This window comes from Algoriphagus hitonicola (assembly GCF_900113375.1).
Taxonomy (GTDB): Bacteria; Bacteroidota; Bacteroidia; order Cytophagales; family Cyclobacteriaceae; genus Algoriphagus; species Algoriphagus hitonicola.
In genome coordinates, this window is sequence record NZ_FOPC01000012.1 from 13,711 (window position 1) to 35,626 (window position 21,916).

23 protein-coding genes and 1 tRNA gene are annotated in these 21,916 nt (G+C 41.1%); 21 read left to right on the forward strand and 3 right to left on the reverse strand.

The genetic code is table 11. The annotated features are described in order from the left end of the window. Positions 1–39 precede the first annotated feature (39 nt). The 10 genes from BM043_RS15240 (at position 40) to BM043_RS15285 (ending at position 10,134) form a co-directional block, all read left to right on the forward strand. Positions 40–1,977 (forward strand): DEAD/DEAH box helicase, encoded by a 1,938-nt coding sequence (locus BM043_RS15240; protein WP_092793204.1) that lies wholly within the window; start codon positions 40–42, stop codon positions 1,975–1,977. Then, entirely contained in the window at positions 1,970–3,202 is a 1,233-nt protein-coding gene (locus BM043_RS15245; protein ID WP_092793206.1) for a GIY-YIG nuclease family protein, read from the forward strand. The genes BM043_RS15240 and BM043_RS15245 overlap by 8 nt, the downstream gene beginning before the upstream one ends. Positions 3,203–3,262: 60 nt before the next feature. Continuing rightward, positions 3,263–4,066: a pentapeptide repeat-containing protein gene (locus BM043_RS15250; RefSeq protein WP_143189555.1), complete on the forward strand. Its 804-nt coding sequence runs from the start codon at positions 3,263–3,265 to the stop codon at positions 4,064–4,066. Positions 4,067–4,111: 45 nt separating this feature from the next. Further along, complete coding sequence (locus BM043_RS15255; RefSeq protein WP_092793208.1) at positions 4,112–6,010, forward strand: P-loop NTPase fold protein; 1,899 nt, start codon at positions 4,112–4,114, stop codon at positions 6,008–6,010. A 98-nt stretch (positions 6,011–6,108) separates the two neighbouring features. After that, positions 6,109–6,558, forward strand: a complete 450-nt coding sequence (locus tag BM043_RS15260; RefSeq protein WP_092793210.1) for a terminase small subunit — start codon at positions 6,109–6,111, stop codon at positions 6,556–6,558. A 238-nt stretch (positions 6,559–6,796) separates the two neighbouring features. Beyond that, positions 6,797–7,519 (forward strand): hypothetical protein, encoded by a 723-nt coding sequence (locus tag BM043_RS15265; RefSeq protein WP_143189556.1) that lies wholly within the window; start codon positions 6,797–6,799, stop codon positions 7,517–7,519. A gap of 94 nt (positions 7,520–7,613) precedes the next feature. Continuing rightward, the gene (locus BM043_RS15270; protein WP_092793214.1) at positions 7,614–7,910 is read left to right on the forward strand and encodes a helix-turn-helix domain-containing protein; all 297 of its coding nucleotides are present in this window, start codon (positions 7,614–7,616) and stop codon (positions 7,908–7,910) included. After that, the gene (locus tag BM043_RS15275) at positions 7,907–8,311 is read left to right on the forward strand and encodes a hypothetical protein (protein WP_092793215.1); all 405 of its coding nucleotides are present in this window, start codon (positions 7,907–7,909) and stop codon (positions 8,309–8,311) included. The genes BM043_RS15270 and BM043_RS15275 overlap by 4 nt, the downstream gene beginning before the upstream one ends. A gap of 35 nt (positions 8,312–8,346) precedes the next feature. After that, positions 8,347–9,231 (forward strand): hypothetical protein, encoded by an 885-nt coding sequence (locus BM043_RS15280; RefSeq protein ID WP_177188496.1) that lies wholly within the window; start codon positions 8,347–8,349, stop codon positions 9,229–9,231. A gap of 162 nt (positions 9,232–9,393) precedes the next feature. Further along, on the forward strand, positions 9,394–10,134 hold the full coding sequence (locus tag BM043_RS15285) for a hypothetical protein (protein ID WP_092793218.1): 741 nt from the start codon (positions 9,394–9,396) through the stop codon (positions 10,132–10,134). Positions 10,135–10,203: 69 nt separating this feature from the next. Here the strand turns inward: BM043_RS15285 and BM043_RS15290 are convergent. The 3 genes from BM043_RS15290 to BM043_RS15300 form a co-directional block, all read right to left on the reverse strand. After that, positions 10,204–10,287 (reverse strand) — tRNA-Leu (locus tag BM043_RS15290). Between the two features lie 377 nt (positions 10,288–10,664). Next, a complete protein-coding gene (locus tag BM043_RS15295) occupies positions 10,665–10,964 on the reverse strand; it encodes a putative quinol monooxygenase (RefSeq protein WP_092793220.1) in 300 nt (99 codons plus the stop codon). 2 nt (positions 10,965–10,966) lie between these two features. Next, positions 10,967–11,737, reverse strand: coding sequence for an SAM hydrolase/SAM-dependent halogenase family protein (locus BM043_RS15300; RefSeq protein WP_092793222.1), 771 nt, complete (start codon positions 11,735–11,737; stop codon positions 10,967–10,969). A gap of 103 nt (positions 11,738–11,840) precedes the next feature. Between BM043_RS15300 and BM043_RS15305 the strand changes: the two genes are divergently transcribed. From BM043_RS15305 to BM043_RS15355, 11 genes are all read left to right on the forward strand, one after another. After that, positions 11,841–12,833 (forward strand): PhoH family protein, encoded by a 993-nt coding sequence (locus BM043_RS15305; protein WP_092793224.1) that lies wholly within the window; start codon positions 11,841–11,843, stop codon positions 12,831–12,833. Then, positions 12,799–13,233 carry a GNAT family N-acetyltransferase gene (locus BM043_RS15310; protein ID WP_092793227.1) on the forward strand — a complete coding sequence of 145 codons (435 nt, stop codon included), beginning with the start codon at positions 12,799–12,801 and terminating at the stop codon, positions 13,231–13,233. Before BM043_RS15305 ends, BM043_RS15310 begins: the two co-directional genes overlap by 35 nt. Positions 13,234–13,269: 36 nt before the next feature. After that, complete coding sequence (locus BM043_RS15315; protein WP_092793232.1) at positions 13,270–13,842, forward strand: DUF3575 domain-containing protein; 573 nt, start codon at positions 13,270–13,272, stop codon at positions 13,840–13,842. Positions 13,843–13,928: 86 nt separating this feature from the next. Further along, positions 13,929–15,857: a ComEC/Rec2 family competence protein gene (locus BM043_RS15320; RefSeq protein WP_092793235.1), complete on the forward strand. Its 1,929-nt coding sequence runs from the start codon at positions 13,929–13,931 to the stop codon at positions 15,855–15,857. Positions 15,858–15,917: 60 nt separating this feature from the next. Next, positions 15,918–16,694, forward strand: a complete 777-nt coding sequence (locus BM043_RS15325) for an enoyl-CoA hydratase/isomerase family protein (RefSeq protein ID WP_092793394.1) — start codon at positions 15,918–15,920, stop codon at positions 16,692–16,694. Further along, the gene (locus BM043_RS15330; RefSeq protein WP_092793237.1) at positions 16,695–18,617 is read left to right on the forward strand and encodes a RecQ family ATP-dependent DNA helicase; all 1,923 of its coding nucleotides are present in this window, start codon (positions 16,695–16,697) and stop codon (positions 18,615–18,617) included. It abuts the gene before it with no gap. Next, positions 18,610–19,206 (forward strand): hypothetical protein, encoded by a 597-nt coding sequence (locus tag BM043_RS15335; RefSeq protein ID WP_092793238.1) that lies wholly within the window; start codon positions 18,610–18,612, stop codon positions 19,204–19,206. The genes BM043_RS15330 and BM043_RS15335 overlap by 8 nt, the downstream gene beginning before the upstream one ends. Continuing rightward, positions 19,203–19,754, forward strand: a complete 552-nt coding sequence (locus BM043_RS15340) for an NUDIX hydrolase (RefSeq protein ID WP_092793240.1) — start codon at positions 19,203–19,205, stop codon at positions 19,752–19,754. Before BM043_RS15335 ends, BM043_RS15340 begins: the two co-directional genes overlap by 4 nt. Before the next feature lie 9 nt (positions 19,755–19,763). Further along, on the forward strand, positions 19,764–20,201 hold the full coding sequence (locus tag BM043_RS15345; RefSeq protein ID WP_092793242.1) for an acyl-CoA thioesterase: 438 nt from the start codon (positions 19,764–19,766) through the stop codon (positions 20,199–20,201). Between the two features lie 102 nt (positions 20,202–20,303). Continuing rightward, positions 20,304–20,945, forward strand: coding sequence for a tetratricopeptide repeat protein (locus tag BM043_RS15350; RefSeq protein ID WP_092793397.1), 642 nt, complete (start codon positions 20,304–20,306; stop codon positions 20,943–20,945). Continuing rightward, the gene (locus BM043_RS15355; RefSeq protein WP_092793245.1) at positions 20,938–21,903 is read left to right on the forward strand and encodes an L-threonylcarbamoyladenylate synthase; all 966 of its coding nucleotides are present in this window, start codon (positions 20,938–20,940) and stop codon (positions 21,901–21,903) included. Before BM043_RS15350 ends, BM043_RS15355 begins: the two co-directional genes overlap by 8 nt. The last annotated feature ends 13 nt before the right edge of the window (positions 21,904–21,916 follow it).

Here is a 21,916-nt window from a genome sequence, read left to right on the forward strand (position 1 = left end):
TTTGATTTAGACGAACTTTAGACGAAAAACCTTTTTGTAATGCCCAACATAGTAGAAGTCAACTACCATCAGACAGGCGAAAGCACAGTCACCAATCCCATAGGAATGCGGGATATGCAAGCTAAGGCATTTGAAGCCCGTGATGCGCAGTATTTACTTTTGAAGGCTCCACCAGCCTCCGGGAAATCCCGAGCCTTGATGTTTTTGGCTCTGGACAAGCTGAACAATCAGGGAATCAAAAAAGTGATTGTCGCTGTTCCCGAACGATCCATTGGAGGTTCTTTTGAACGAACAGACTTGATGCGCCATGGCTTTTTTGCCAATTGGGAGCCCAACGATCAGTACAACCTGTGTACTCCCGGCAGTGATGGCAGCAATAGCAAGGTGCAGGCATTTCACAATTTCATGCGCAAGCCCAATGAGCGGATTCTGATTTGTACCCATGCAACCTTGCGCTTTGCCTTCGAGGAACTGGATGAAACAGCCTTCAATGATACGCTGATTGCCATTGATGAATTTCACCATGTTTCTGCCGATGTAAACAATCGCCTGGGTGATTTGCTTCGAAACATCATAGACAAGTCCACAGCGCACATCATTGCGATGACTGGATCTTATTTCAGGGGCGACTCGGTACCGATCCTGACTCCGGAGGATGAAGCACGATTTACCAAAGTAACCTACAACTATTACCAGCAGCTTAACGGATACCAGTATCTGAAGTCTCTGGGAATTGGATATCACTTTTATCAGGGCAGATATACGGAAGCAATCTCCGAAATCCTCGATACAGACAAAAAAACCATCCTCCACATCCCCAATGTGAATGCAGGGGAATCGACCAAGAAAAAACACGATGAGGTAGATTTCATCCTCGATTCAATCGGTGATGTTATCGGACAGGACCCTACAACTGGCGTGATCTTTTTGAAACGTGCTAAGGATGGCAAAGTCCTCAAGGTTGCAGATTTAGTGGAGGATAGTTCCAAAGAGCGAGATAAGATTGTCGCCTACCTTAGAAACATCAAATTAGTGGATGACATGGATTTGATCATTGCATTGGGGATGGCGAAAGAAGGCTTTGACTGGCCTTATTGCGAACATGCGCTGACGGTCGGTTACAGAGGTTCCCTGACAGAGATCATTCAGATTATTGGCCGTGCCACCCGTGACAGCGAAAACAAGACCCATGCACAGTTCACCAACCTGATTGCACAGCCCGATGCAGCTGATGATTTGGTGAAGTTGTCTGTCAACAACATGCTGAAAGCCATTACAGCCTCGCTCTTGATGGAGCAGGTTTTGGCTCCGAATTGGTCTTTCAAAACAAAAGTTTCAGACACAGACAAAGCCAAGCCGGGTGAATTGAAGATCCGTGGGCTAAAAGAGCCAAGCAGCAAGCGGGTGAAGGAAATCATTGAATCAGACTTGAATGATCTGAAAGCAGCCATCCTGCAAGACGATCAGATCATGAAAGCAATATCCGGAAACGTGGTGGAGCCGGAAGTAATCAATAAGGTATTGACACCAAAAATTATCCGGGTGAAATATCCGGAGCTGTCAGAAGAAGAAGTGGAAGAAGTGCGCCAGTATGTGGTGACAGACTCTGTAGTCAAGAAAGCCGAGATTGTAGAGCAAGGGGACAAGCGGTTTATCAAGATGGCAGATCAGTTTGTCAATCTTGACGACTTGCACATTGATTTGATTGATCAGGTGAATCCATTTCAGCGAGCATTTGAAGTGCTGTCAAAATCTGTAGACACCAAGGTTTTAAAAGTGATTCAGGAAACGATTTATGCCACACGGATTAAAATGGATTTTGAGGAGGCCAAGATCCTTTGGCCCAAGATTCAGGAGTTTGTAAAGACCTATCAAAAAGAACCGAATATCAATTCTAATAATCCATTGGAGCGTAGAATGGCCGAATGCGTGATTTACCTAAAGGAGGAAAAACGTAAACGAATGGCAAATGGATAAGGACCGTGTTTTAAATGAGATTTTTGAAAATGATCCGTTCGGGTTATTGGCGACCAAACCTAAATCCTATTCGACTCGGACACCGGATGAGCGTATGAAATCATCTTTTGATGAGATTAATCAATTCTACAAAACAAACGGGCGAGAACCCTTGCCCAACACCAGTGACATTTCAGAATATCAATTGTATTTGAGGTTGAAGGGATTCAGGGGTGATCCTGACAAAGCTAATATGCTACGTGATTTGGATGAATTTGAATTGCTGAAAGAGCCAAGTGGATTTGTTGCAGAGCCAAAAGAAAACTATTTCAAACCAAAGAAGATTGAGTCCATTGATGATATTTTCTCAGGTGATCAATTAGGCTTGTTAGATGATGATTTGGGGCTGTTTGAGTTCAAACATACTCCGAAAGATTATGATAGAGCGCAGGCAGATTTTGTTGCACAGCGCCGACCTTGCAAGAATTTCGATCAGTATGAAGCAATTTTTAAAGCCGTGCAGCAGGAGCTTTCACAAGGAAAAAGGAAGCTGATTCCCTTCAAGCAAGACAATCTGAGAGCAGGTGATTTTTATGTCAACAATGGTGTTTTGCTGTACCTGGAGAATGTGAATTTAGATGAAGACGTGCAGAAATTCAAAAGTGGTTCAAGACAAAGAAAAGATGGAAGGACCCGGACCATATTTGAAAACGGTACCGAATCGAACATGCTCTATCGGTCCCTTTACAAAGTCTTATTGATGAATGGCAAGGCTGTCACACAGAATTTCGAGAAGGTTAATGAGGGATTTGCAGAAACATTTGGCCAAATCTCAGAGGAAGATGAAGAAGCTGGATACATCTATGTGTTGAAATCCCAAAGTCAGGATAAGCAAATCCAATCCATCAGCAATCTGTACAAAATCGGGTATTCCAAAGTTGATATTGAAGACAGAATCAAGAATGCGGAGCGTGAGCCTACTTATTTAATGGCGAAAGTGGAGTATATAGCCGGATGGAAATGCTACAATATGAATCCCCAGAAGTTCGAGCAGTTGATTCATACCTTCTTTGGAACCTCTTGTTTAAACATAGATATATTTGACGAGCGAGGACAGCGACACACCCCTCGGGAATGGTTCATTGCACCTCTAGCTGTGATCGAACAAGCCATTGAATTAATCATTAATGGGAAAATTGTAAATTACAGGTATGATGGGGAGAGTGAAATGATTGTGAGGAGGTGAAACAGTTTCTGAAATTGTAATTACTGAAAATAATTGAAATCCCTAAACCCAATATAAAAGGTGGCTGATTTTTCTAGAAAAGAAATACAAAAGTTAATTGTCTCTCCTAGTGGAATAATTAATCTAGCAGGTGCAAATTTGTCTGGCATAGACTTATCAAAACTCTGGTTAAAAAATTTAATGTTTTTCAAAGGCAATTTATCAAAGATAAACCTTTCAGAATCTAGGCTTCATGAAGCTGATATGCAATGGGCCATTTTGGAAAATGCTAATTTAGAAAAGACCGATTTATTGAATAGCTATTTTTTTAGGACTAAATTAGACCATGCTAATTTATCTCAGTCAACTATCCGGAATACAGATTTTTCATTTTCGTCGTTAAGGAATTCCATATTAAATGGTGCAAAAATCACCTCTTCTGACTTTGAAGATGCTAATATTTATGAAGCAAAGTTGCAGAAAGTCATTTTAATTAACTCTAGTTTCGAGCGAGCTAATCTAAATGGTGTAAATCTATCCTTTTCTTACCTAGATTATATCAATTTTGAAAAAGCCATATTAACAGATTCAAATCTAGAAGGTATTAATATCAAAAGTGGGAGCTTTATAGATTCTGATCTTTCTTGGTCAAATTTTAGAAACGCATCAATTAAATCTTCAGATTTTCGATTTTCAAATATCGAAGGAGTAGATTTTTCAGGATCAAAGGTGGAAGGAGTAGATTTTTTTGGATCTAATCTTACACATTCAAATTTCGAAGGAGCAATTATTAGAAATTCTAGCTTTCAAGGTGCTAAAACAGATTACATTTCTTTCCAGAGAGCAACTTTGCAGGATGTAAGACTTGACCAAAACTGGAATTAACCTACGACTCTTATCTAAACTTACGCCTCAATTACTTTAAAAAGCATGAGAAATATTTCTGAAAGTATCCTTAATTATTTAAAAATGAAGCACTCTGGAGCAATTCTGATATCTGGAGATTGGGGTAGTGGAAAATCATATTTTTTGAAAAATAAAGTACTTCCTTATGTTAAGGATCATACAGAGTTTTTACCCGTTATGGTCTCTTTGTATGGTGAAGAAACTAGGTCGGGGATTGCAAAAAAAATTATTTATGGGTTCTTAGACTCAAAAGTTGGAATAGGTAAATTCTCATTTCAAAAGATTGCAGGTTGGATTAGTAAAGCAGCGCCTTATATTCCTAAAATAAACGACTATGTTGATTTGTCGAAGATAATTGATGGATCTGAGGAAAATATTCTTAGGTTTTTACCAAGTGAAAAAGTTTTAGTTGTATTGGACGATTTGGAGAGGAAAAGCGATAAATTGAGAATGGAGGATTTACTCGGTCTTGTAAATGACTTGGTAGAAAATTCGGAAATTAAAGTCATTCTAGTTGCAAATAAGAAACAGATAAACCCAGAAGATCTTAAATTTGAAGAAAAAACTATTGAGAGGTCACTTGAGTTTTCACCAGACTTAGTGGAGGTTTTCGAATCTCTCAATGAAGTTTACAAGAATACCAGCATTGGGGATTTTTTGAACAACCATAAGGATTTAATAATCGAATCATTAATAAAGAAAACAGATGATGATTCCTTAAACCGTGAGATTACTGAAGCATTTTCTAACATAAGGACCTTAAAATTTGCCCTGGAGCATTTTAAATTCATTTTTGAAACCTTTTTCAATGACAGTAAACTTTCGGAAGTTGAAATCAGTCAATTAAAGAATATTTGGATTTTTGTTCTTTCAGTATCTGCGGAATTTAAGTCAAATAGTTTAACTCTTCATGACAAAAAGAATATAGACAAACAGGTTACAACTTTTTTAGACCTTGATTTATCTGAAATTTTTGAAGAATCAAAAGATACTGAAGAGCCAAAAGAGAATTACTCAAAATCATTTAAAGATAAGTACTACAACCGTCTTGGTGAGAAATATATTTTCTATCCAGAGATATATGATTTCCTACTAGGAGGATTTCCAATTGAGCAAAGTAAGTTTTCCGCAACATTGGAAAATGCATTCCACTTGGAAGAAGGAGAAGTAAAAGAATCTTACATACTCTTAAATGAGGTTTTAAGGGAACGAATGGATATGTCCTCTCAAGATTTTATCTCAAAATTGAAAAGGTTACTATCCTTAGTAGAAATTGGAGAGTTTGTTGGTCCATTAGATTATATCAATATAGCAGCTGTCTCTCTTGAGTATGCAGGTTTTATTGGTTACAATAGAGACGAAATAAAACAGAAAATTGGCGAAGGGCTTAGATTGGGTATGATGAAATCAGATTTTGTAGAAAGAGATATAACTACATTAGAAATGGCTTTAGGTGGAAATATGAATGATGAACTCAAAGACCTTGTAGATATCGCAAATTATACATTGAATGAGAGAAAGGTTCAATTGAAACAACAAGAAAGGAATGAAATTATTGCATTATTTAAATCTGATTTTTCTGATTTTGTAAATCAATTTACCGATGAAAATAGTGTAGGTGATGGTAAGTACGTGTATAATTCATACCTTGATATTTTAACAAAAGATGAAATTGAGAGCTTTGTAAAAGGTATAAAATGGGAAGAGACTTGGAAGTTACAGCAACTTATTGATTCACGTTATCTAAGGAGTCACAACGTATTCAATTATTCTAGAGAAGAAATATTCTTAAAGAGACTTAAAACAGAGATAAACTCATATTCTGATCAAAATTCGAATATTATATGCCATGAATTTAAAACAAGAATTCTACCCAAGGTAGAAAAAGCGATCGAGAGGTTTACCTCACCTAAAATTTTGTAGGTGCCGAATTAAGTAATCCCTCAGACGTATGCTTTACTTTGAATAAGATCTATGGTTTTTCTAATCACAGAGTTTATTCTCGAAAAACTAATTTTACCATGCGACATCAAATCCAAAATGATAAAGAACACATTGAATTAACTGACAAAGAGTATCGATTTGCAAATTACTACCTCGGTGAAGCACGGTTCAACGCCACTGAAGCGGCAAAACTTGCAGGTTACAGCGAGCGAACAGCCCGGCAGCAAGGTTCCAGATTGTTGACAAATGTTTACATTGAAAAGTACATCCAGAAGAAGTCGCAAAGTGTTCTGGACAAAATGGGTATAACCCAGGAAAGGATTCTAGCAGAGTTTGCCAAAATTGCTTTTGCAAATGTGACAGATTTGTTTGAAGGTGATTGGCAATTAAAAAGTCAATCCGATATCCCAAAAGGGAGTTTATCAGCCGTCAAAAATCTGATGAAAACCGAAACAGGAGTAAAAGTAGAAATGCATGATAAATTAGGTGCTTTGTTAAAACTTTGGGAGTTAGTGAAGGATAGGTGATTTTTGAGCGATGCAAGAAAAGTATGTAAACAAGTTCTTGGAAGAGGTTGTAAGTTTTGAAGGCACTATTTCGCCTGAAAAAGTAGACGAACTGAAAGCAAAAGCATCTAACTTTATTGATGCTATTTGTCAAAAAAGGCTGATTGTTCATGATCCAGGGACATTTGCAATGCTCTTTATTATTGGTCCAAACCCTATTTACTTAAATGATTTTTTTCAATACAAATCAGCAATCAAAATGCTGCTATCATTTCTTGAGACAGAGGAATGTTATTTTGAAGTTATTGACAATAGATTGGCCGAAAGGGTGGAATACGTTACGTTGCTAAAGGTCAACTTGAGAAAATCTTACGAAGTGTTTAACTATTTTTTCAAGCAGGATCAGGAGGAACAAGAACGGATTCTATTCACCATTAAGAATTTGAGATGGATGTATTCCAGAGAGGGTATTCTAAAACAAATTGGAGGTCTATTTGAGTCCGTAGAAGAAGAATTATCCTATATCTCCAATTTGCTTCAAGACTTAAAGTCTGATGCAAATTTCGTCCTCTTTTTCGGAAAAGAGAGAGACATTTTTGAAGCTAAAATAAATCAACTTTTGGCGGAGAAGTCGGCTGAAAAAGCATTACTATCTATCCAAGGCAAGATCAAAGAAAACTATGATGAGGTTAATTCCCATCCAGATATTTTTAAGCCAAATGGCTTTCGGCTATTTAATTTTTTGATGAAAAATCACCTTACCTCAGGAAAAGGATGGCAATCTGATGTTTCATTTTTCTACAGAGTTATGGAGGAACGAGATCAGTTGATTCATGCTAAGCAAAAAAGATTCAAAGAATTTCTTGCTGATGAATACCCCTATTTGGAGCCTATGGGAAAATTTAAAGTATGGAATGATATCAATACTGAAAAAAGAAGGCAGGCTTATTTGTCCGCAAAAAGTGCTATTGGATTAAAATAGCCCCATTTTTTAAAGCCTCTTAAAAATGGTACGGTTTAGTACCTTGAAGGGTACGCACTTACCAGGAATTTGCGTGGGTTAAAGGAATATAGCCATGCAAATACAAACAATTCAAATCACTCAACTGACTCCTGATCAATTCGAGGAGACCATCAAGAAAGCGGTTAAATCCCAATTGGATTTCTTGAGAAAGGAAATCGCTCCGATTCAGCCAAAAGAGGAATACCTAAGTAGGAAAGAGGTCGCTGACCTTCTTAAGATCGAGCTTAGTACTTTGCACAATTGGTGCAAGAAAGGGAAACTCAAGCCTTACGGAATCGGGAACCGGGTTTATTTTCTCCGATCAGATATTGAAAAGGCCTTAGTACCACTAAATCAGAAGGGGCTATGAAAAAGAACGCCTCTCCCTCTATGGTCATTACATACCAAAGATGTAATGCTCACAATGATCAATTCCAATTACAAGATTGGAAATCTAGTCAGGCTGATGTGCTTTGGGTTGCTTTGGTGCTTGATCGTTTGCCTGCATCCCTTACAGTTAGATTTAGCCAGTTGGCAAATAGAAATGTGGTTTTTAATTCGAATGAACCGTCTAGGTATTTTCTGACCCAAGTTCCAGAAGAGAGTAAGTTTGAATTCAAGGATGTAATCACCAGTCCATTTCTTCCGGAGACAGGGCTCCAAGATTTGACCGTTAAATTAAAGTTCAGCTGGGAAAGATTGACTCTCCGGGTTGAATTTCCGGTAGGGCTGGTTCATTTGGAAACCCTAAAATTGAGAGGGGTATGGTAGATGATTTGAAAATTGAAATTCCAATTGAACCACCGATGGAATTCAAGGAAAAAGTGACCCATCCCTTTCAATTGAATGGTTTTGTATTTAGCCCTGATTTCAATAAAAACGGAGATGTGGTTTCCTATTCCGGCCATTGCAGAAATCTGTTTGTAAAAATGATTTCAGGGAAGCTTTTGGTAATGAACTCTTGGCATAAGTTCTGCTATGGCGAAAACTACTCGGATTTTACTTGGTTGGAATTGCAGGTGTGTATGGAGACTTTGGCAGAGGTATTTGGAGAAGAATTTTGGAAATCCAGAATAACTAAGCTTACCGTGTCGATTAATCTGTCTATTGATGCGGAGCAGGTCATGTCAAGGTTAATTTCGTTCGATGGCATTCCAATGGAACCTATGAGGCCAAGAACTAGCCGCTTGGTGTATGGGAAAAGATTCGCCTCAACAAACTACAATGTCAAGGTTTACAATAAAGGATTTGAGGTAAAAAAGGTAGCGGGAATAGAAATTCCACCTACACTCCGGATTGAGAAAGAAATGAAAATGACCTATTTCCAGAAAAGGAGGAAGAACCCAATTAGGATTTACACGCCAATGGATCTTTTGGAGCCAAGCTCTTTTGAAATGCTTGCTTTCGAGCTCTACAGGACCGTTTGGTCTTTAGGCTTTTCGTATGGTCTAGATCCAATGGCAGTTAAAGATTTCCATGATGCGACTGTAGTGGTATTTATGGGTGATCCTGATTACAGGAGGGTGTTGAAGAAAAAGTCGAATTACCGAACATACAAGAATCATGAACGGCGGTATGAGGAATTGCGAAATGAGTTCAAGGTTGAGAATTACATTGACGTTTTGAATTCCTTGCTTAAAGAAAAGCTTGATTTTTTAAAGCCTGCAAGTTTCGCCCAAAAAACCATGTAATTTTTGCATGGTTTTTTCTTTTTGAAAGGTTGGCATCAAATACAATGATTACTGCCTCAGGTGAAAAATGGAAAGGCTTCGAGCTTCAAACATGTAGTATAGTGGAAAAGTAGTGTGTTTTTTACCCGTTTAATCAGTATTCAAAAATTATTACTTTCAAGTATGAAAAAGGTAGATCAATTTACCGATCAAGAAAAGGTTTTGAAATCAGTATCTTGGATTCTGATCGGTTTAGTAATTTCCATTTTTTTAGTGCCTCTATATTTGCCAGAAAGGTTCTGCTACGCATCATTGGATTATGCAGTTTTTGTTGGTGGATTAGCAGGGCCTTTAGCATCCTTGGTCGGGTTTATTTATGTGTACCTGACTTTTCTTGGTCAACAAAGGCAACTGGATGAGCAGAGGGAAAGGCTTGATCGAGATGAGGCATCCAAAGAGTTTTCAGAATACTTGAATCTTTGGAATGAGTTTAGATCAAAAGTGTTTTACAACTGGGATAAGCAAACAGGATCTAAAGCTTTTGATTCTTTCTGGGGCAATGTAAAAGGATCTGTTCAAAGCAATTCAGCAACTGAAAAATTTGACATTGATGATCCTAAGGCTTTTCTCCATTCCTTGAAACATCATTTGACAAAAAGTTCTTTCAACAAGGGGTCAGGCCAATATGAGGATTTCATTAGGATGATTTATCCATTGCTAGAAATTGCAGAAAGAGGGAAGCTAGATAATAAGCTCAAATATCTTGAAAATCTACTCAGTGATGGTGAGAAAGCAATCTTGGTTTATTCGGCCACTTTTCTGGATCAAAAAGATTTTGGAATAAAGCTCTTCAAGTCCGGTTTCTTCAAAAGTATTCCTGACGATTATTTGATTTCGTTAGGCCACAGAAATCTTATTTTTTGAAAATGTTTGCCAATAGTTTGCCAAAAAATGGAAAAACCCCTTCAAAATTACTTTTGAGAGGGGTTTTTGTACCCAGAGCCGGAGTCGAACCGGCACGAGTGTAACCTCATTGGTGTTTGAGACCAACGCGTCTACCAATTCCGCCATCTGGGCAGGTACTTATTTTCAATTTCTACTAGTTGGTGTTTGAGACCAACGCACCTGCCTGCCGGCAAAGGCAGGTCTACCAATTCCGCCATCTGGGCAGGTACTTATTTTCAATTTCTACTAGTTGGTGTTTGAGACCAACGCGCCTGCCTGCCGGCAAAGGCAGGTCTACCAATTCCGCCATCTGGGCAGGTACTTATTTTCAATTTCTACTAGTTGGTGTTTGAGACCAACGCGCCTGCCTGCCGGCAAAGGCAGGTCTACCATCCCGATAGTTATCGGGACCGCCACCTGGGCATTTCAAACAAGTTTTTGAACTTAAACTTTCCCGTTCCTTGCCGAACGGGATGCAAATATGAGTACAAATTTTTTTTCCTACAAACTCAACTTCCCACTTCCTGCAATTTTTTTGAGCTGAATGCCTGTGGTTTCTCCGCAAATAACTGCTTGGTAAACGCCCAAACGGATTTAAAAAGCTCAGAATCACGGTATTGATTTAAGGCTTCCTCGCTTTCCCAGTATGAATACGTCAAGAAAATATTTTCCTGATTTTCGTCTTGCCAAAGTTCCAAATGATGACATCCTGGAAAGCTTCGAATTTTCTCTTTGTTGTCTTCGAAATTTTCCAAAAAATCAGCTATCCGATCTTTTTGAAATGTCATCCGTACGATTCTAATCAACATGCCTAGGGGATAAAATTGACATAAACGACCGAGTCAAACTTCAATCCCAGCAGATTGCCCCCATGACCATGATTGATGCCGATTTCCAGTAGGTCCAAGCTATTGAAAAAAGCAAAGCAGTCGCCCGGCTCTACTTGATCACAGCCCGTGTGGAGTTTATCGACGGACTCCCGTCCAAATTCGATGGTGAATTTCCCTGGGTTGAGTTTTTCGAAAATTTCCTTTCGGATATTGGTAATTAGATTTCCGTAGCGATCCACCCGAACGACATGTCCGATGATTTGCTCTCGCGTTGCTTTGGGGTTTCGTGGCATCAATTTCCTAAAATTGGTCAAGGGGCCACCAAAATCATGAATTGCCGCTCCTGAGGCAACTTTTGCCGCGATAGGAGCCAATATATCTTTACTTGGAAATGAAGTGTCTTTCAAATGAATATCTGCAAACTGCACCATGATTCCCGGCTCTTGGTCGGCAAGCAAGCTCAGAATGCCATTGTTCGGTCCGATAAAAATGTGCTCCTCCAGTTTGACGCCGATATAACCCTGCGTCATCGATCCAGTTGTATTGATGGCAACGAGGTGAACTGTGCCTTTGGGGAAATCCCGAAAAGTGGACCTGAGAATAAAGGCCGCATGGGCCAGATCGAAGGTGTCGATTTGATGGGAAATGTCGATAATATTCAACTGCGGATTAATTGCCAGCATTTTGGCTTTCACTGCAGGTACGTAGTAGTCTTTTTCCCCAAAGTCAGAGAGGAATGTCACCAATGCCATAGAAGCAAGTCGATTAAAATTATGTACTTTTGTTAGAGGGGCTAGGGACAAAAATAGAAATTTTATCCGTACCCATTCAAGCATATTTAATTAAAGAAAAAGATTGGTAGAAAAAGTAATCACACTTGAAAATGTACCCTTGACGGAGTTTCTTGGACAGGCCAATGAAAATATCCGACAGGTAGCTCAGGCTTTTCCACAAAGCAAAATCATCTCCCGGGGCAATGAAATCCGCATTCAGGGCGGTGCGCCGGAAATCCTCAGAATCAATAATCTGATCAACTTACTCTTGGAGCATGTGGATCGCTTTGGGCATCTGACTCCGGATACAGTCAAGGACTACTTGGATGTAGAAGGGGTGCCCTTTGAGGAAGCAAACCGGGATCAGGTGATCGTTTTTGGAAACAAAGGGCTAGTCATCAAGCCTAAATCACCCAATCAGCGCAAACTGGTTGAAGCAGCCGTAAAAAATGATTTGGTTTTTGCCTTGGGACCGGCAGGTACGGGTAAGACATACATTGCCGTGGCCCTTGCGGTGAGGGCTTTGAAAAATCGAGAAGTCAAACGGATCATCATCACTCGGCCAGCGGTAGAGGCAGGGGAAAATCTTGGATTTTTGCCGGGAGATCTTCAGGAAAAACTAGATCCCTATCTGCGCCCGATCTATGATGCACTTCAAGATATGGTGCCGCCCGAAAAGCTCAAATATTATCAGGAAACCCGGGTGATCGAAATTGCCCCCTTGGCCTACATGCGTGGGCGAACGCTTCATGATGCTTTTGTCTTACTAGACGAAGCTCAAAATACGACTTCCGAGCAAATCAAAATGTTCCTAACTCGAATGGGCCCCAACTCCAAGGTCATTATCACCGGAGATCAAACACAGGTGGATTTGCCAGTGAGGCAAAAATCTGGTCTGTCAGAAGCACTCCGTATCCTTAAAGATGTCAAAGGCATCGGGATCGTCAACCTCAGTGGCAAAGACGTCATTCGGCATAAATTGGTCAAAGCAATTATCGAAGCTTACGAAAAGAATCAAGCAGAAAAATCACAAGTGAGACATGAGCCTTCTGGTAGAAAAGGTAACGGGGAATAAGGGGTTTGAACTAGCCTTCAAGATTAGACGGGAGGTTTTTGTGGATGAGCAAGGAGTGAATCCGGAGGACGAATACGATGAGTTTGAGGAGGAATCGGTTCACTTTTTGGCATCTAAAGATGGCATTCCCGTCGGTACCGCCCGATGGAGATTTACAGAATATGGAATCAAATTGGAGCGTTTTGCGGTTTTAAAGGAAGCGCGTGGAAAAGGCGTTGGTGAAGCGTTGGTGTCGGCCGTATTGCGGGATATCATGGTTCATCCCGAGGCACAAGGCAAAAAACGCTATCTACACGCTCAGCTTCAGGCGGTTCCCTTATATGCCAAATTTGGGTTTCAGAAAGTTGGGGATATGTTCGAAGAATGTGCCATCCTGCATTATAAAATGGAATTGGCTTGAGTTTTGAAATAATTCAGTAAACAAAACTATTTAGGTATGAAAAAGATAATTTTTGCTCTCGTTTTTGTATTGGGTCTGGGAACAGTACAGGCACAGCAAGTGATCTCAAGCAGCGGAAATACGATCAGCACCTCCCGTGGTGATTTTAGCAATGAGGTAAAGCTGAATTTTCTTAATCTAATCGCATTGGGATCTATCGAAGCTGGCTATGAAAAATACCTCTCCGAAGATCATTCCCTTGATTTTCAGGTTCATATTAATGATCGTTTTGGGTTTAACTCCCAAGGAAGCGGCAAAGAGTATAAAACCAATTCACTTCAGGCAGGGATGAATTTCTATTTTGGAAATGGACTAAACGGGCGGTTTCATCTTTTTCCTTTAGCCAAATTGCGTTTTGGAGAATTTGAGGAGCCGGGAGTAGAGGGAGTGATTACCACCAATATGAATTCCTTTATGATCGGGCTTGGAGGTGGATACAAATGGGAGCTTTCTTCCAATTTTGCCTTTGGACCTTTTGTCAGTGTAGCTCGAAATTTCAGCGATGAGGTCTCCAACCGGTTTACCCGAATCGAACTAAACGGTGGATTTAGCTTAGGATACCGCTTTTAATCAGAAATTTTTGAATTAATCCAGCCCCTTTTGGGGCTATTTTTTTGCTCTATTTTTTTTAACTTAAGGTTTAAAGGATTTTTACAATGAGGTTTTCAGATTTTCCTTTCTTGAGGTATTTACCGTTTTTGCTATTAGGAATCTTTTTGGGAAAATCAGGTATCCATGTGGAATGGGAGCTATTGGCTATTAGTTTGATTGGAGTCAGTTTTCTATTTGGCTTTTTGGTGATCCATAGGAAATCAATGAAGACTCGGTCAATCTTGGCTTATTTTCAATTATTGCTTCTCGGTTTATTTTGTGAGTCCTTTCAGCGGGAATTCGTTTCAGGCCAATCTCAAGTAGCAATAAATCAAGGCTATATCGCCGAAGTTCAGGAGTATGACCTCCAAAAACCCAATTCCTTTCAAAACTTGCTTTCGCTACGATTTATTCAAACAGAAGACGAATGGCTCCCTGCCGGCGGCAATATTTTGGTGTATCATCAGTCAGAGAAACCCCTGAATCCGGGAGATTTGATTTGGGTAAGAGAAAAGCCCGAAGAAGTCCCTTCCCCTGTAAATCCGCATGAATTTGATTACCGGGGCTATTTGGCCAAGCAGGGAATTTACTATCGCCAATTTTTAGGTGAGAATTTTACTCTGATCGAACAGAATGCAGGTTTTGATTTTTCTTTTTTGATGGTGTATTGGCGTAAGGAAATGGCCACCATGCTTAGTCGTCACATCCAACATGAAAAGGCCCAACAAATTGCTTTGGCTTTACTTTTAGGTCAAAAGCAGGAACTCGATCGAGATACCAAAAAGGCATTTTCTGAAGCGGGTGTAATGCATGTTTTGGCAGTTTCGGGACTCCATGTCGGGATTTTGGTGGGCGTATTATTGCTGTTAATTAAGCCTCTGAAGCTAAAAAAAGGGCCGAAGCGATTTTACCTCATCGGTGTGTTGTTGGTGATTTGGATTTATGCCATGCTGACGGGTATGGCTCCGTCGGTGATTAGGGCTTCGGTGATGTTTTCATTGTTGACCCTAGGGCAGTTACGGGAAAGGCGTCCGTCCATTTTTAATATTTTAGCATTTTCGGCTATTTTGATGATTGTGCTTGACCCGGATGTGATTTTCGAGGTGGGCTTTCAGCTTTCTTATTTGGCAGTTGCAGGGATCGTTTTGATTCAGCCTTTGATCGCTAGACTTTGGCTTCCCCAAACTGTAATCACTGAGTATTTTTGGCAGCTTGCCAGCGTTAGCATTGCAGCACAATTGGCGACGTTTCCCTTGTCGATTTATTATTTTCACACTTTCCCAACTTGGTTTTTACTTGCCAATATGATAGTCATTCCCTTGACATTCATCAGTATGCAGCTAGGAATTCCACTGATGATGGTGGGTTGGATTGAGTCGCTGGGTAATTTTTTAGGCTTTATTACGGAGCTGTTTTTACGACTCGAAATTTGGGTTTTGGATGGGTTCAAAGAATTGCCATTCAGCAGTTTTCAGTTTTTAACGATTTCTGTTTATGGCATGCTTGCGGTCTGGATGTTGTTATTGCTTTGGGCGGCATGGGAAAATTATCCCAAGAAAAGAATTATTCGATTTGCTGCAATCCTGCTGGTGGGTTGGGTGATAAAAACAGGGATTGACCAAGTAAACTATCCTGATCGACAGCTTGTCCTGTATTCATCCGAGCGAGGATGGTTTCTGGATTATTGGGAAAATGAAAGCCTTTACTCTTGGAATCATCAAGTGGATCCCGAAAATCTGGATTTTTTGGTCAAACCCAATCGAATCCAAAACCAATGGAAAAACTTTCCCAAGCCTTTGGCAGTGTATAAAAATCAAGCAGGATTGCTCTATTTCCCCAGTTTGGATTTAAAAGTCGATTCTAAGAAAAAGATCTTTTTTGGAAGTCCAACTCAAAGAGGTAAGCTACAGTATTGGACTAATGGGAAATGGCAAGCCGAATCCAATCGGGATTCCTTATCGCTCGAGGGTAAATCCTATCGAATTCTTTTTTAAGGTCGGTTTTGGCGAAAGGGCTTTCTACTGCTAACTTGAATGCTCAGAAAAACCCCAACCATGGAAAATGTAGTTTTAAAATCTATTGAGAATCGAATCGGCACTATTACCCTCAATCGTCCTGAAAAGAGAAATGCCATGAGCCAGGATTTGGTCCGGGCTCTGCTGGAGGTCTTGGATGAATTTGAGCAGGACACAGCGGTTAAAATCGTCAGAATCCGTGCGGAGGGAAAGGCTTTTTGTGCAGGGGCAGATTTGGGATACTTGCAAAAATTGCAGCAGTTTTCGGAGGAAGAAAACTTAGCTGACAGCCGGCAGCTGATGAGCTTGTTTAACCGGATTTATGAATTTCCAAAGGTGGTGATCGCGGAGATCCAAGGTCATGCTTTAGCCGGAGGCTGTGGTTTGGTGACGGTATGTGATTTTGCTTTTTCTGTCCCTGAGGCGCTTTTTGGCTATACCGAGGTACGAATCGGGTTTATCCCAGCCTTGGTTTCTGTTTTTCTGCAAGAGCAAATTGGGGCCTCGAGAGCTCAGGAGTTGCTGCTTTCTGGAGAGCTCATTTCAGCTTCCAAAGCAGCCGAATTAGGATTGATCACCTCAGTCGTCCCTTCGGATTTTTTGGAGAAATCGGTCTTGGATTTTGCCATTAAATTAACTAACCAAAACTCAGGAAACTCCATGACCGAAACCAAGGCACTTTTGCGTAGCTTTCACGCTAAGGAGCGAAAACTTGCCTTGGATTATGCCGCTGAGGTCAATGCCAAGGCGCGCTCGCATGCCGATTGCAAAAAAGGAATCGCTTCATTTTTAAACAAAGAGACAATCAACTGGTAAGTGGAAAAACAGGCCAAGGAGGTATTAAAAAAGTTTTTTGGTTGGGATGATTTTCGTCCTGTCCAAAAAGACGTGATCGATGCAGTCATTGCAGATCAGGATACGCTTGCCCTGATGCCCACAGGAGGAGGAAAATCTCTTTGCTATCAGATTCCCGGATTAGTTAAAGAAGGGATTTGTTTGGTGGTGAGTCCTTTGATTGCATTGATGAAAGATCAGGTCGATCAGCTTCGAAAAAGGGGAATTAAAGCCACGGCAATTTATTCGGGGATGAGTTACCGGGAAATAGACCGAACTTTGGATAATTGTATTTATGGCGATTTTAAATTCCTTTTTGTTTCTCCGGAGCGGTTAAAATCAGACTTATTTCTTGAGCGCTTCAAGCAGATGAAGGTCAATTTGATCGCGGTCGATGAGGCGCATTGTATTTCTCAGTGGGGGTATGATTTCCGACCTCCCTATTTGGAGATAGCGGCGATCCGACCCCATCATCCCAACGTGAATATTTTGGCTTTAACTGCCTCAGCCACCCCACAGGTTCAGGAGGATATTCAGGAAAAGCTGGAGATGAAAAAGCCAGCAATTTTTCGACAGAGTTTTGCCCGGAAAAACCTCAGTTTTAATGTCCGAATTGTAGAAAATAAACTGGAGAAAGGGAAGGAAATCCTTGACCGGATTCCAGGAACGGCGATTTGGTACGTCAGAAACCGACAATCCACCCATCAGATTGCCAAAGCACTAAGTCAAATGGGAATTTCGGCAGGGGCTTATCATGCGGGTTTGCCTATGACTGATCGGGTGAAACGTCAGGAGGAATGGATGAGCAATCAGATCCGGGTAATGGTCAGCACCAATGCCTTTGGGATGGGAATAGACAAATCTGACGTGCGGGTGGTGATTCACTCAGATTTACCCGAAAACCTTGAAAATTACTATCAGGAGGCAGGTAGAGCCGGTAGGGACTTGAAGAAATCCTATGCGGTCCTGCTCACCAATGAAGAAGATTTTGAACTGGTTTTGGGTCGGTCCGTATTGGTTTATCCCTCGATCGATTTTGTGCGAAAAGTATATCAGTGTCTGGCAAATTATTTTCGGATAGCTGTCGGGAGTAATATGCTCAGTAGCTTTGATTTTGAATGGGGAGAATTTGCCAAAACCTATAATCTGGGCGTTTTGGAGACTTTTTACGCGCTGAAAGTACTCGAGGAGGAGGGGTTTATCGGGATGAATGAAAGTTTTTTTAGCCCTTCCAAAATCAATTTTTCGGTAAATTCCCAGCAGCTATATGAAGTACAGATCGCTCATGCAAAACTGGACCCAGTCATCAAAATTCTTCTTCGTACCTATGGTGGAAATCTCTTTTCTGAATACATGGCCATCAATGAATCCAAGCTGGCCAAAACCTTGACTATTCCCGAAAATCAGCTGATCCGTTTTCTGGAACAACTCGCCCAAATGGAAGTCATCGACTATGAGAAGCGAAAGGATAAACCACAAATCACTTTTTTGACAGCTAGATACGATGCAGGTAAACTGCCCATGAATACACGAAGGATCGCTCAGCGAAGGGAATTAACCATCGAAAAGGCCAAAAGTATTGTAGCTTATGCTAATCAGGAGGTCATTTGCAGAACTCAGTTTATTCAGGAATACTTTGGAGAAAATACTTCAGAGGGCTGTGGGATTTGTGATTGGTGTGTTGAAACCAAAAAAAGCCGGGATCCCGAAAGCCGGGAAAAAGTATTGATTGAGAAAATCCTGAAAACTTTAGCTGAATCGGGAGAGTTAAATCAGAGAGATTTATTTGACGCGATGCGGATTCCGACAAATGCGTATACCTTGGGAGTTCTTCGAAAAATTTCCGAGGAGGGATTAATCCGGATAGATCAATCAGGGACCATTTCAATTCAAAATCATGGGTAATTTTCTAGAAGATTTATTGAGCAAAGTTTTTAAAGGATCTGAAAAAATCCCGGTAAATCACAAAGAGAATTTCACTCTGAAGCCCGCTGATTTGGATGGAATTGATCAGTGGATCTATTCTTCCGAAGGAATGGAGGTTTTTGGTAAAATTTACAAAAACTATCATTTCAAAAAATCTCAAATCAACGATTCTCCGCAGGTTCATTTGTTGGAATCCCCTTATGCCAATGGCTTCGCAGTGACGTATGATCATCCGCTGACTCCCGAAAGTTTTTCCAAACTTTTCTTGGCTTTTTCCCGCCGCGTCTTAGCTTTGGGGTATCAGCAGGTAAGCTTGGATCGAAAAATTGAGGAAATCAATGAGCAGGTAAGGACAACCGAGAAGTTTTACCTCAAACCACCCATTCAAGCTCCACTGCCGAATGAGAAGATTACCCAGCTATACGGGAATGTCAGTATCGAAAAAATCAGTATCAACAATCAGCCCAGTTACCTCAAATTAGTAGTCACCGTTTACTCCGATCGATTATATCAAGACGCTATGCCCTTTGAGCAATTGATGGACAAGGTATTCAATTTAGAAACATGAACAGACTTACTCTAAAAGATCAACTACAGAAATACCGTACTCCCTACGAGGAGGAAGCGGCATTCATTGAGGGGTTTATTGGGTTGACAGATGATCCATTGGCTTACAGCCGTGAGCGTTTGGCGGGGCATTTTACGGCTTCTGCTTGGATTGTAAATCCGCAGCGAACCCATACGCTTTTGACCTTGCATCGCAAACTCGGAAGGTGGCTTCAGCTTGGAGGGCATGCCGATGGTAATGAAAATCTCCTCGAAGTGGCGATGAATGAAGCCGAGGAAGAAAGCGGCTTGAAAAATCTTCGTCTGGTAGAAACTTCCATTTTTGATTTGGACAAACACATTATCCCGGAGCGTCCGCATGTGCCGGAGCACTTTCATTATGATGTTCGTTTTCTGATCGAAGCAGATATTCAGGAGAAACTGGTCATCAGTACCGAGAGTGTTTCGCTAGCTTGGTTTACATTTGACTCTGTAGTGGATATGATCGGGTACAACCCCTCTATCCTTCGAATGCTGGAGAAAACCAGTAAGTCAGAAATTCTCCTTTAAATAATTCAAATGGATCAGCCTAATCTCGCGGATTTTCATTTTTTCACCCCTATTCAAATCCGTTTTTCTGACATTGATGGCTACATGCATGTCAATAATGGGGTTTATTTCAACTATTTTGAGCATGCTAGAGCAGATTTTTTGTATCGACACTGCGACTGGAATATCATGGAAACCGGCACAGTAGTCGCCAAAATTGAAATCAATTACTTTCGTCCAGTTCATTTGCACGATCAGTTGAAAATAGGAGTGAGAGTGGCTAGGATCGGAAATTCCTCTTTTGCCCTAGAGCAAGTTCTTTTTGGCAATGACGGTTCTGGCAAAGATCAGCTATTTGCCAGTTGTCACTGCGTGATGGTTTCGGTGAATATGAAAAATATGAAGCCAGTTTCCATTCCTGTCGCACAGCGGGCAAAATTGGAGGAAATGCCTGAAAAGACCGCCTGAATGCCTATCTTTGCGGCAAATTAATTTACCGTGAAGAATCTTTGGATAGTGTGGTTTTTGACCCTGATCATTAGTGCTTGTAGTCCCAGTGAGGAAGAATTGATGCAAGCAGGCATTCAGAAAATGGACGAGCAAAACTGGCCGGAAGCGATCAGCTATTTTGATCGAGTCCTTGAGCAAAATCCCACACAAGCTACGGCATTAAACGCCAAGGGTGTGGCGCTTTTTCAGCAGAGTGAATATCAGGAAGCCATTCCGGTTTTTTCAGCAGCAATTGAAGCTGATTCCGCCAGTTACAAGCCTTGGTTTAACCGGGCCAATGCGAATTTAGAACTCAAAAATTTCAAAGAAGCGGTGGCCGATTACAATATGGCCAATGGCTTGGATCCCGAGCAAACGGACGTTTATTACAACCGGGGTTTGGCGCTTTTAGGCTTGGAGGAATACGAGGATGCTTTGTTTGATTTCGATATGGCCCTACAGGTCAATCCCAATCAGGCATTGGTTCATTTCAACAAAGGGAAGGCCCAACTGGGCAATAATGATCCTATGGGAGCAATGGAATCCCTGACGAATGCCGTGAATCTAGACGGGAAAAATGCAGCAGCATATTATCTTCTTGGAGTCACTCGAATGAGTGCACTCGGAGAAGAAGAAGAGGGATGCGCAGACCTGAAAATGGCATTAAGTCTCGGCTATACCGAAGCAAAATCATGGATTGACGAATTCTGTGAAAATGGCTAAAATCGGTCAAGATATCGCGCTGGCAAAACAGCTTTTGGAGCAAGGGGAGTTGGTCGCTATTCCTACCGAAACAGTTTATGGATTGGCGGCAAATGCCTTAAATCCCGATTCAGTCAGTCGCATTTTTGAAACTAAAAATAGACCAGCTTTTGATCCCCTGATCATTCATACAGATGCGATTGAAAAAGTGGGTCGCTTCGTATTGGAGTTTCCTGATCCCTTAAAATTACTTGCCGAGGCATTTTGGCCGGGGCCTTTGACCTTGCTTTTGCCTAGAAGACCTATCATTCCTGATTTGGTCACCTCCGGGCTAGACCAAGTTGCCGTTCGGATACCCAGTCATCCCTTGACAAAATCACTTTTGTCTACGTTGGATTTTCCCCTGGCGGCTCCCAGTGCCAATCCATTTGGTTATATCAGTCCTACCTCTGCAGCACATGTTCAAAAGCAGTTAGGGGAAAAAATCCCCTATATTTTGGATGGAGGAAAGTGCGAAGTGGGCTTGGAAAGTACCATTGTGGGAATGGAGGACGGAGAGATAATCATTTATCGATTAGGTGGATTGGAGCTTTCCGCGATCGAAGCTCGGGTTGGGCAGGTGCAGGTTAAAACTCACAGCAGTAGCAATCCTTCGGCACCGGGACTTTTGGAGTCCCACTATGCGCCCCGTAAGCGGTTGATCCTTGGTGATCTTGAAGCCATGGTTTCAGCACATATTCATAAGGAATTGGATTTTGGAGTGTTGAGTTTTCAAAGAAAATTCAGGGATGTGCCACACAATCGACAGGTTCAATTGAGCGAATCCGGGAATTTGAGAGAGGCGGCACAAAAGTTATTTTCCGCCATGCGGGAGCTGGACGAGCTAGAAGTGGATTGCATTCTTGCCGAACGGCTTCCAGATGAAGGTTTGGGGAAGGCGATTAATGATCGGCTTCAGCGGGCTTCAGCTGGAAACTAATTGGGTGGAAAGT

Excerpts from the sequence above, each read along its gene's own strand:
- BM043_RS15240 (WP_092793204.1), top strand. The coding sequence starts at position 40 with ATGCCCAACATAGTAGAAGTCAACTACCATCAGACAGGCGAAAGCACA.
- BM043_RS15245 (WP_092793206.1), top strand. The coding sequence starts at position 1,970 with ATGGATAAGGACCGTGTTTTAAATGAGATTTTTGAAAATGATCCGTTC.
- BM043_RS15255 (WP_092793208.1), top strand. The coding sequence starts at position 4,112 with ATGAGAAATATTTCTGAAAGTATCCTTAATTATTTAAAAATGAAGCAC.
- BM043_RS15260 (WP_092793210.1), top strand. The coding sequence starts at position 6,109 with ATGCGACATCAAATCCAAAATGATAAAGAACACATTGAATTAACTGAC.
- BM043_RS15265 (WP_143189556.1), top strand. The coding sequence starts at position 6,797 with ATGCTGCTATCATTTCTTGAGACAGAGGAATGTTATTTTGAAGTTATT.
- BM043_RS15270 (WP_092793214.1), top strand. The coding sequence starts at position 7,614 with ATGCAAATACAAACAATTCAAATCACTCAACTGACTCCTGATCAATTC.
- BM043_RS15275 (WP_092793215.1), top strand. The coding sequence starts at position 7,907 with ATGAAAAAGAACGCCTCTCCCTCTATGGTCATTACATACCAAAGATGT.
- BM043_RS15280 (WP_177188496.1), top strand. The coding sequence starts at position 8,347 with ATGGAATTCAAGGAAAAAGTGACCCATCCCTTTCAATTGAATGGTTTT.
- BM043_RS15285 (WP_092793218.1), top strand. The coding sequence starts at position 9,394 with ATGAAAAAGGTAGATCAATTTACCGATCAAGAAAAGGTTTTGAAATCA.
- BM043_RS15295 (WP_092793220.1), bottom strand. The coding sequence starts at position 10,964 with ATGTTGATTAGAATCGTACGGATGACATTTCAAAAAGATCGGATAGCT.
- BM043_RS15300 (WP_092793222.1), bottom strand. The coding sequence starts at position 11,737 with ATGGCATTGGTGACATTCCTCTCTGACTTTGGGGAAAAAGACTACTAC.
- BM043_RS15310 (WP_092793227.1), top strand. The coding sequence starts at position 12,799 with ATGAGCCTTCTGGTAGAAAAGGTAACGGGGAATAAGGGGTTTGAACTA.
- BM043_RS15315 (WP_092793232.1), top strand. The coding sequence starts at position 13,270 with ATGAAAAAGATAATTTTTGCTCTCGTTTTTGTATTGGGTCTGGGAACA.
- BM043_RS15320 (WP_092793235.1), top strand. The coding sequence starts at position 13,929 with ATGAGGTTTTCAGATTTTCCTTTCTTGAGGTATTTACCGTTTTTGCTA.
- BM043_RS15325 (WP_092793394.1), top strand. The coding sequence starts at position 15,918 with ATGGAAAATGTAGTTTTAAAATCTATTGAGAATCGAATCGGCACTATT.
- BM043_RS15335 (WP_092793238.1), top strand. The coding sequence starts at position 18,610 with ATGGGTAATTTTCTAGAAGATTTATTGAGCAAAGTTTTTAAAGGATCT.
- BM043_RS15340 (WP_092793240.1), top strand. The coding sequence starts at position 19,203 with ATGAACAGACTTACTCTAAAAGATCAACTACAGAAATACCGTACTCCC.
- BM043_RS15345 (WP_092793242.1), top strand. The coding sequence starts at position 19,764 with ATGGATCAGCCTAATCTCGCGGATTTTCATTTTTTCACCCCTATTCAA.
- BM043_RS15350 (WP_092793397.1), top strand. The coding sequence starts at position 20,304 with ATGCAAGCAGGCATTCAGAAAATGGACGAGCAAAACTGGCCGGAAGCG.
- BM043_RS15355 (WP_092793245.1), top strand. The coding sequence starts at position 20,938 with ATGGCTAAAATCGGTCAAGATATCGCGCTGGCAAAACAGCTTTTGGAG.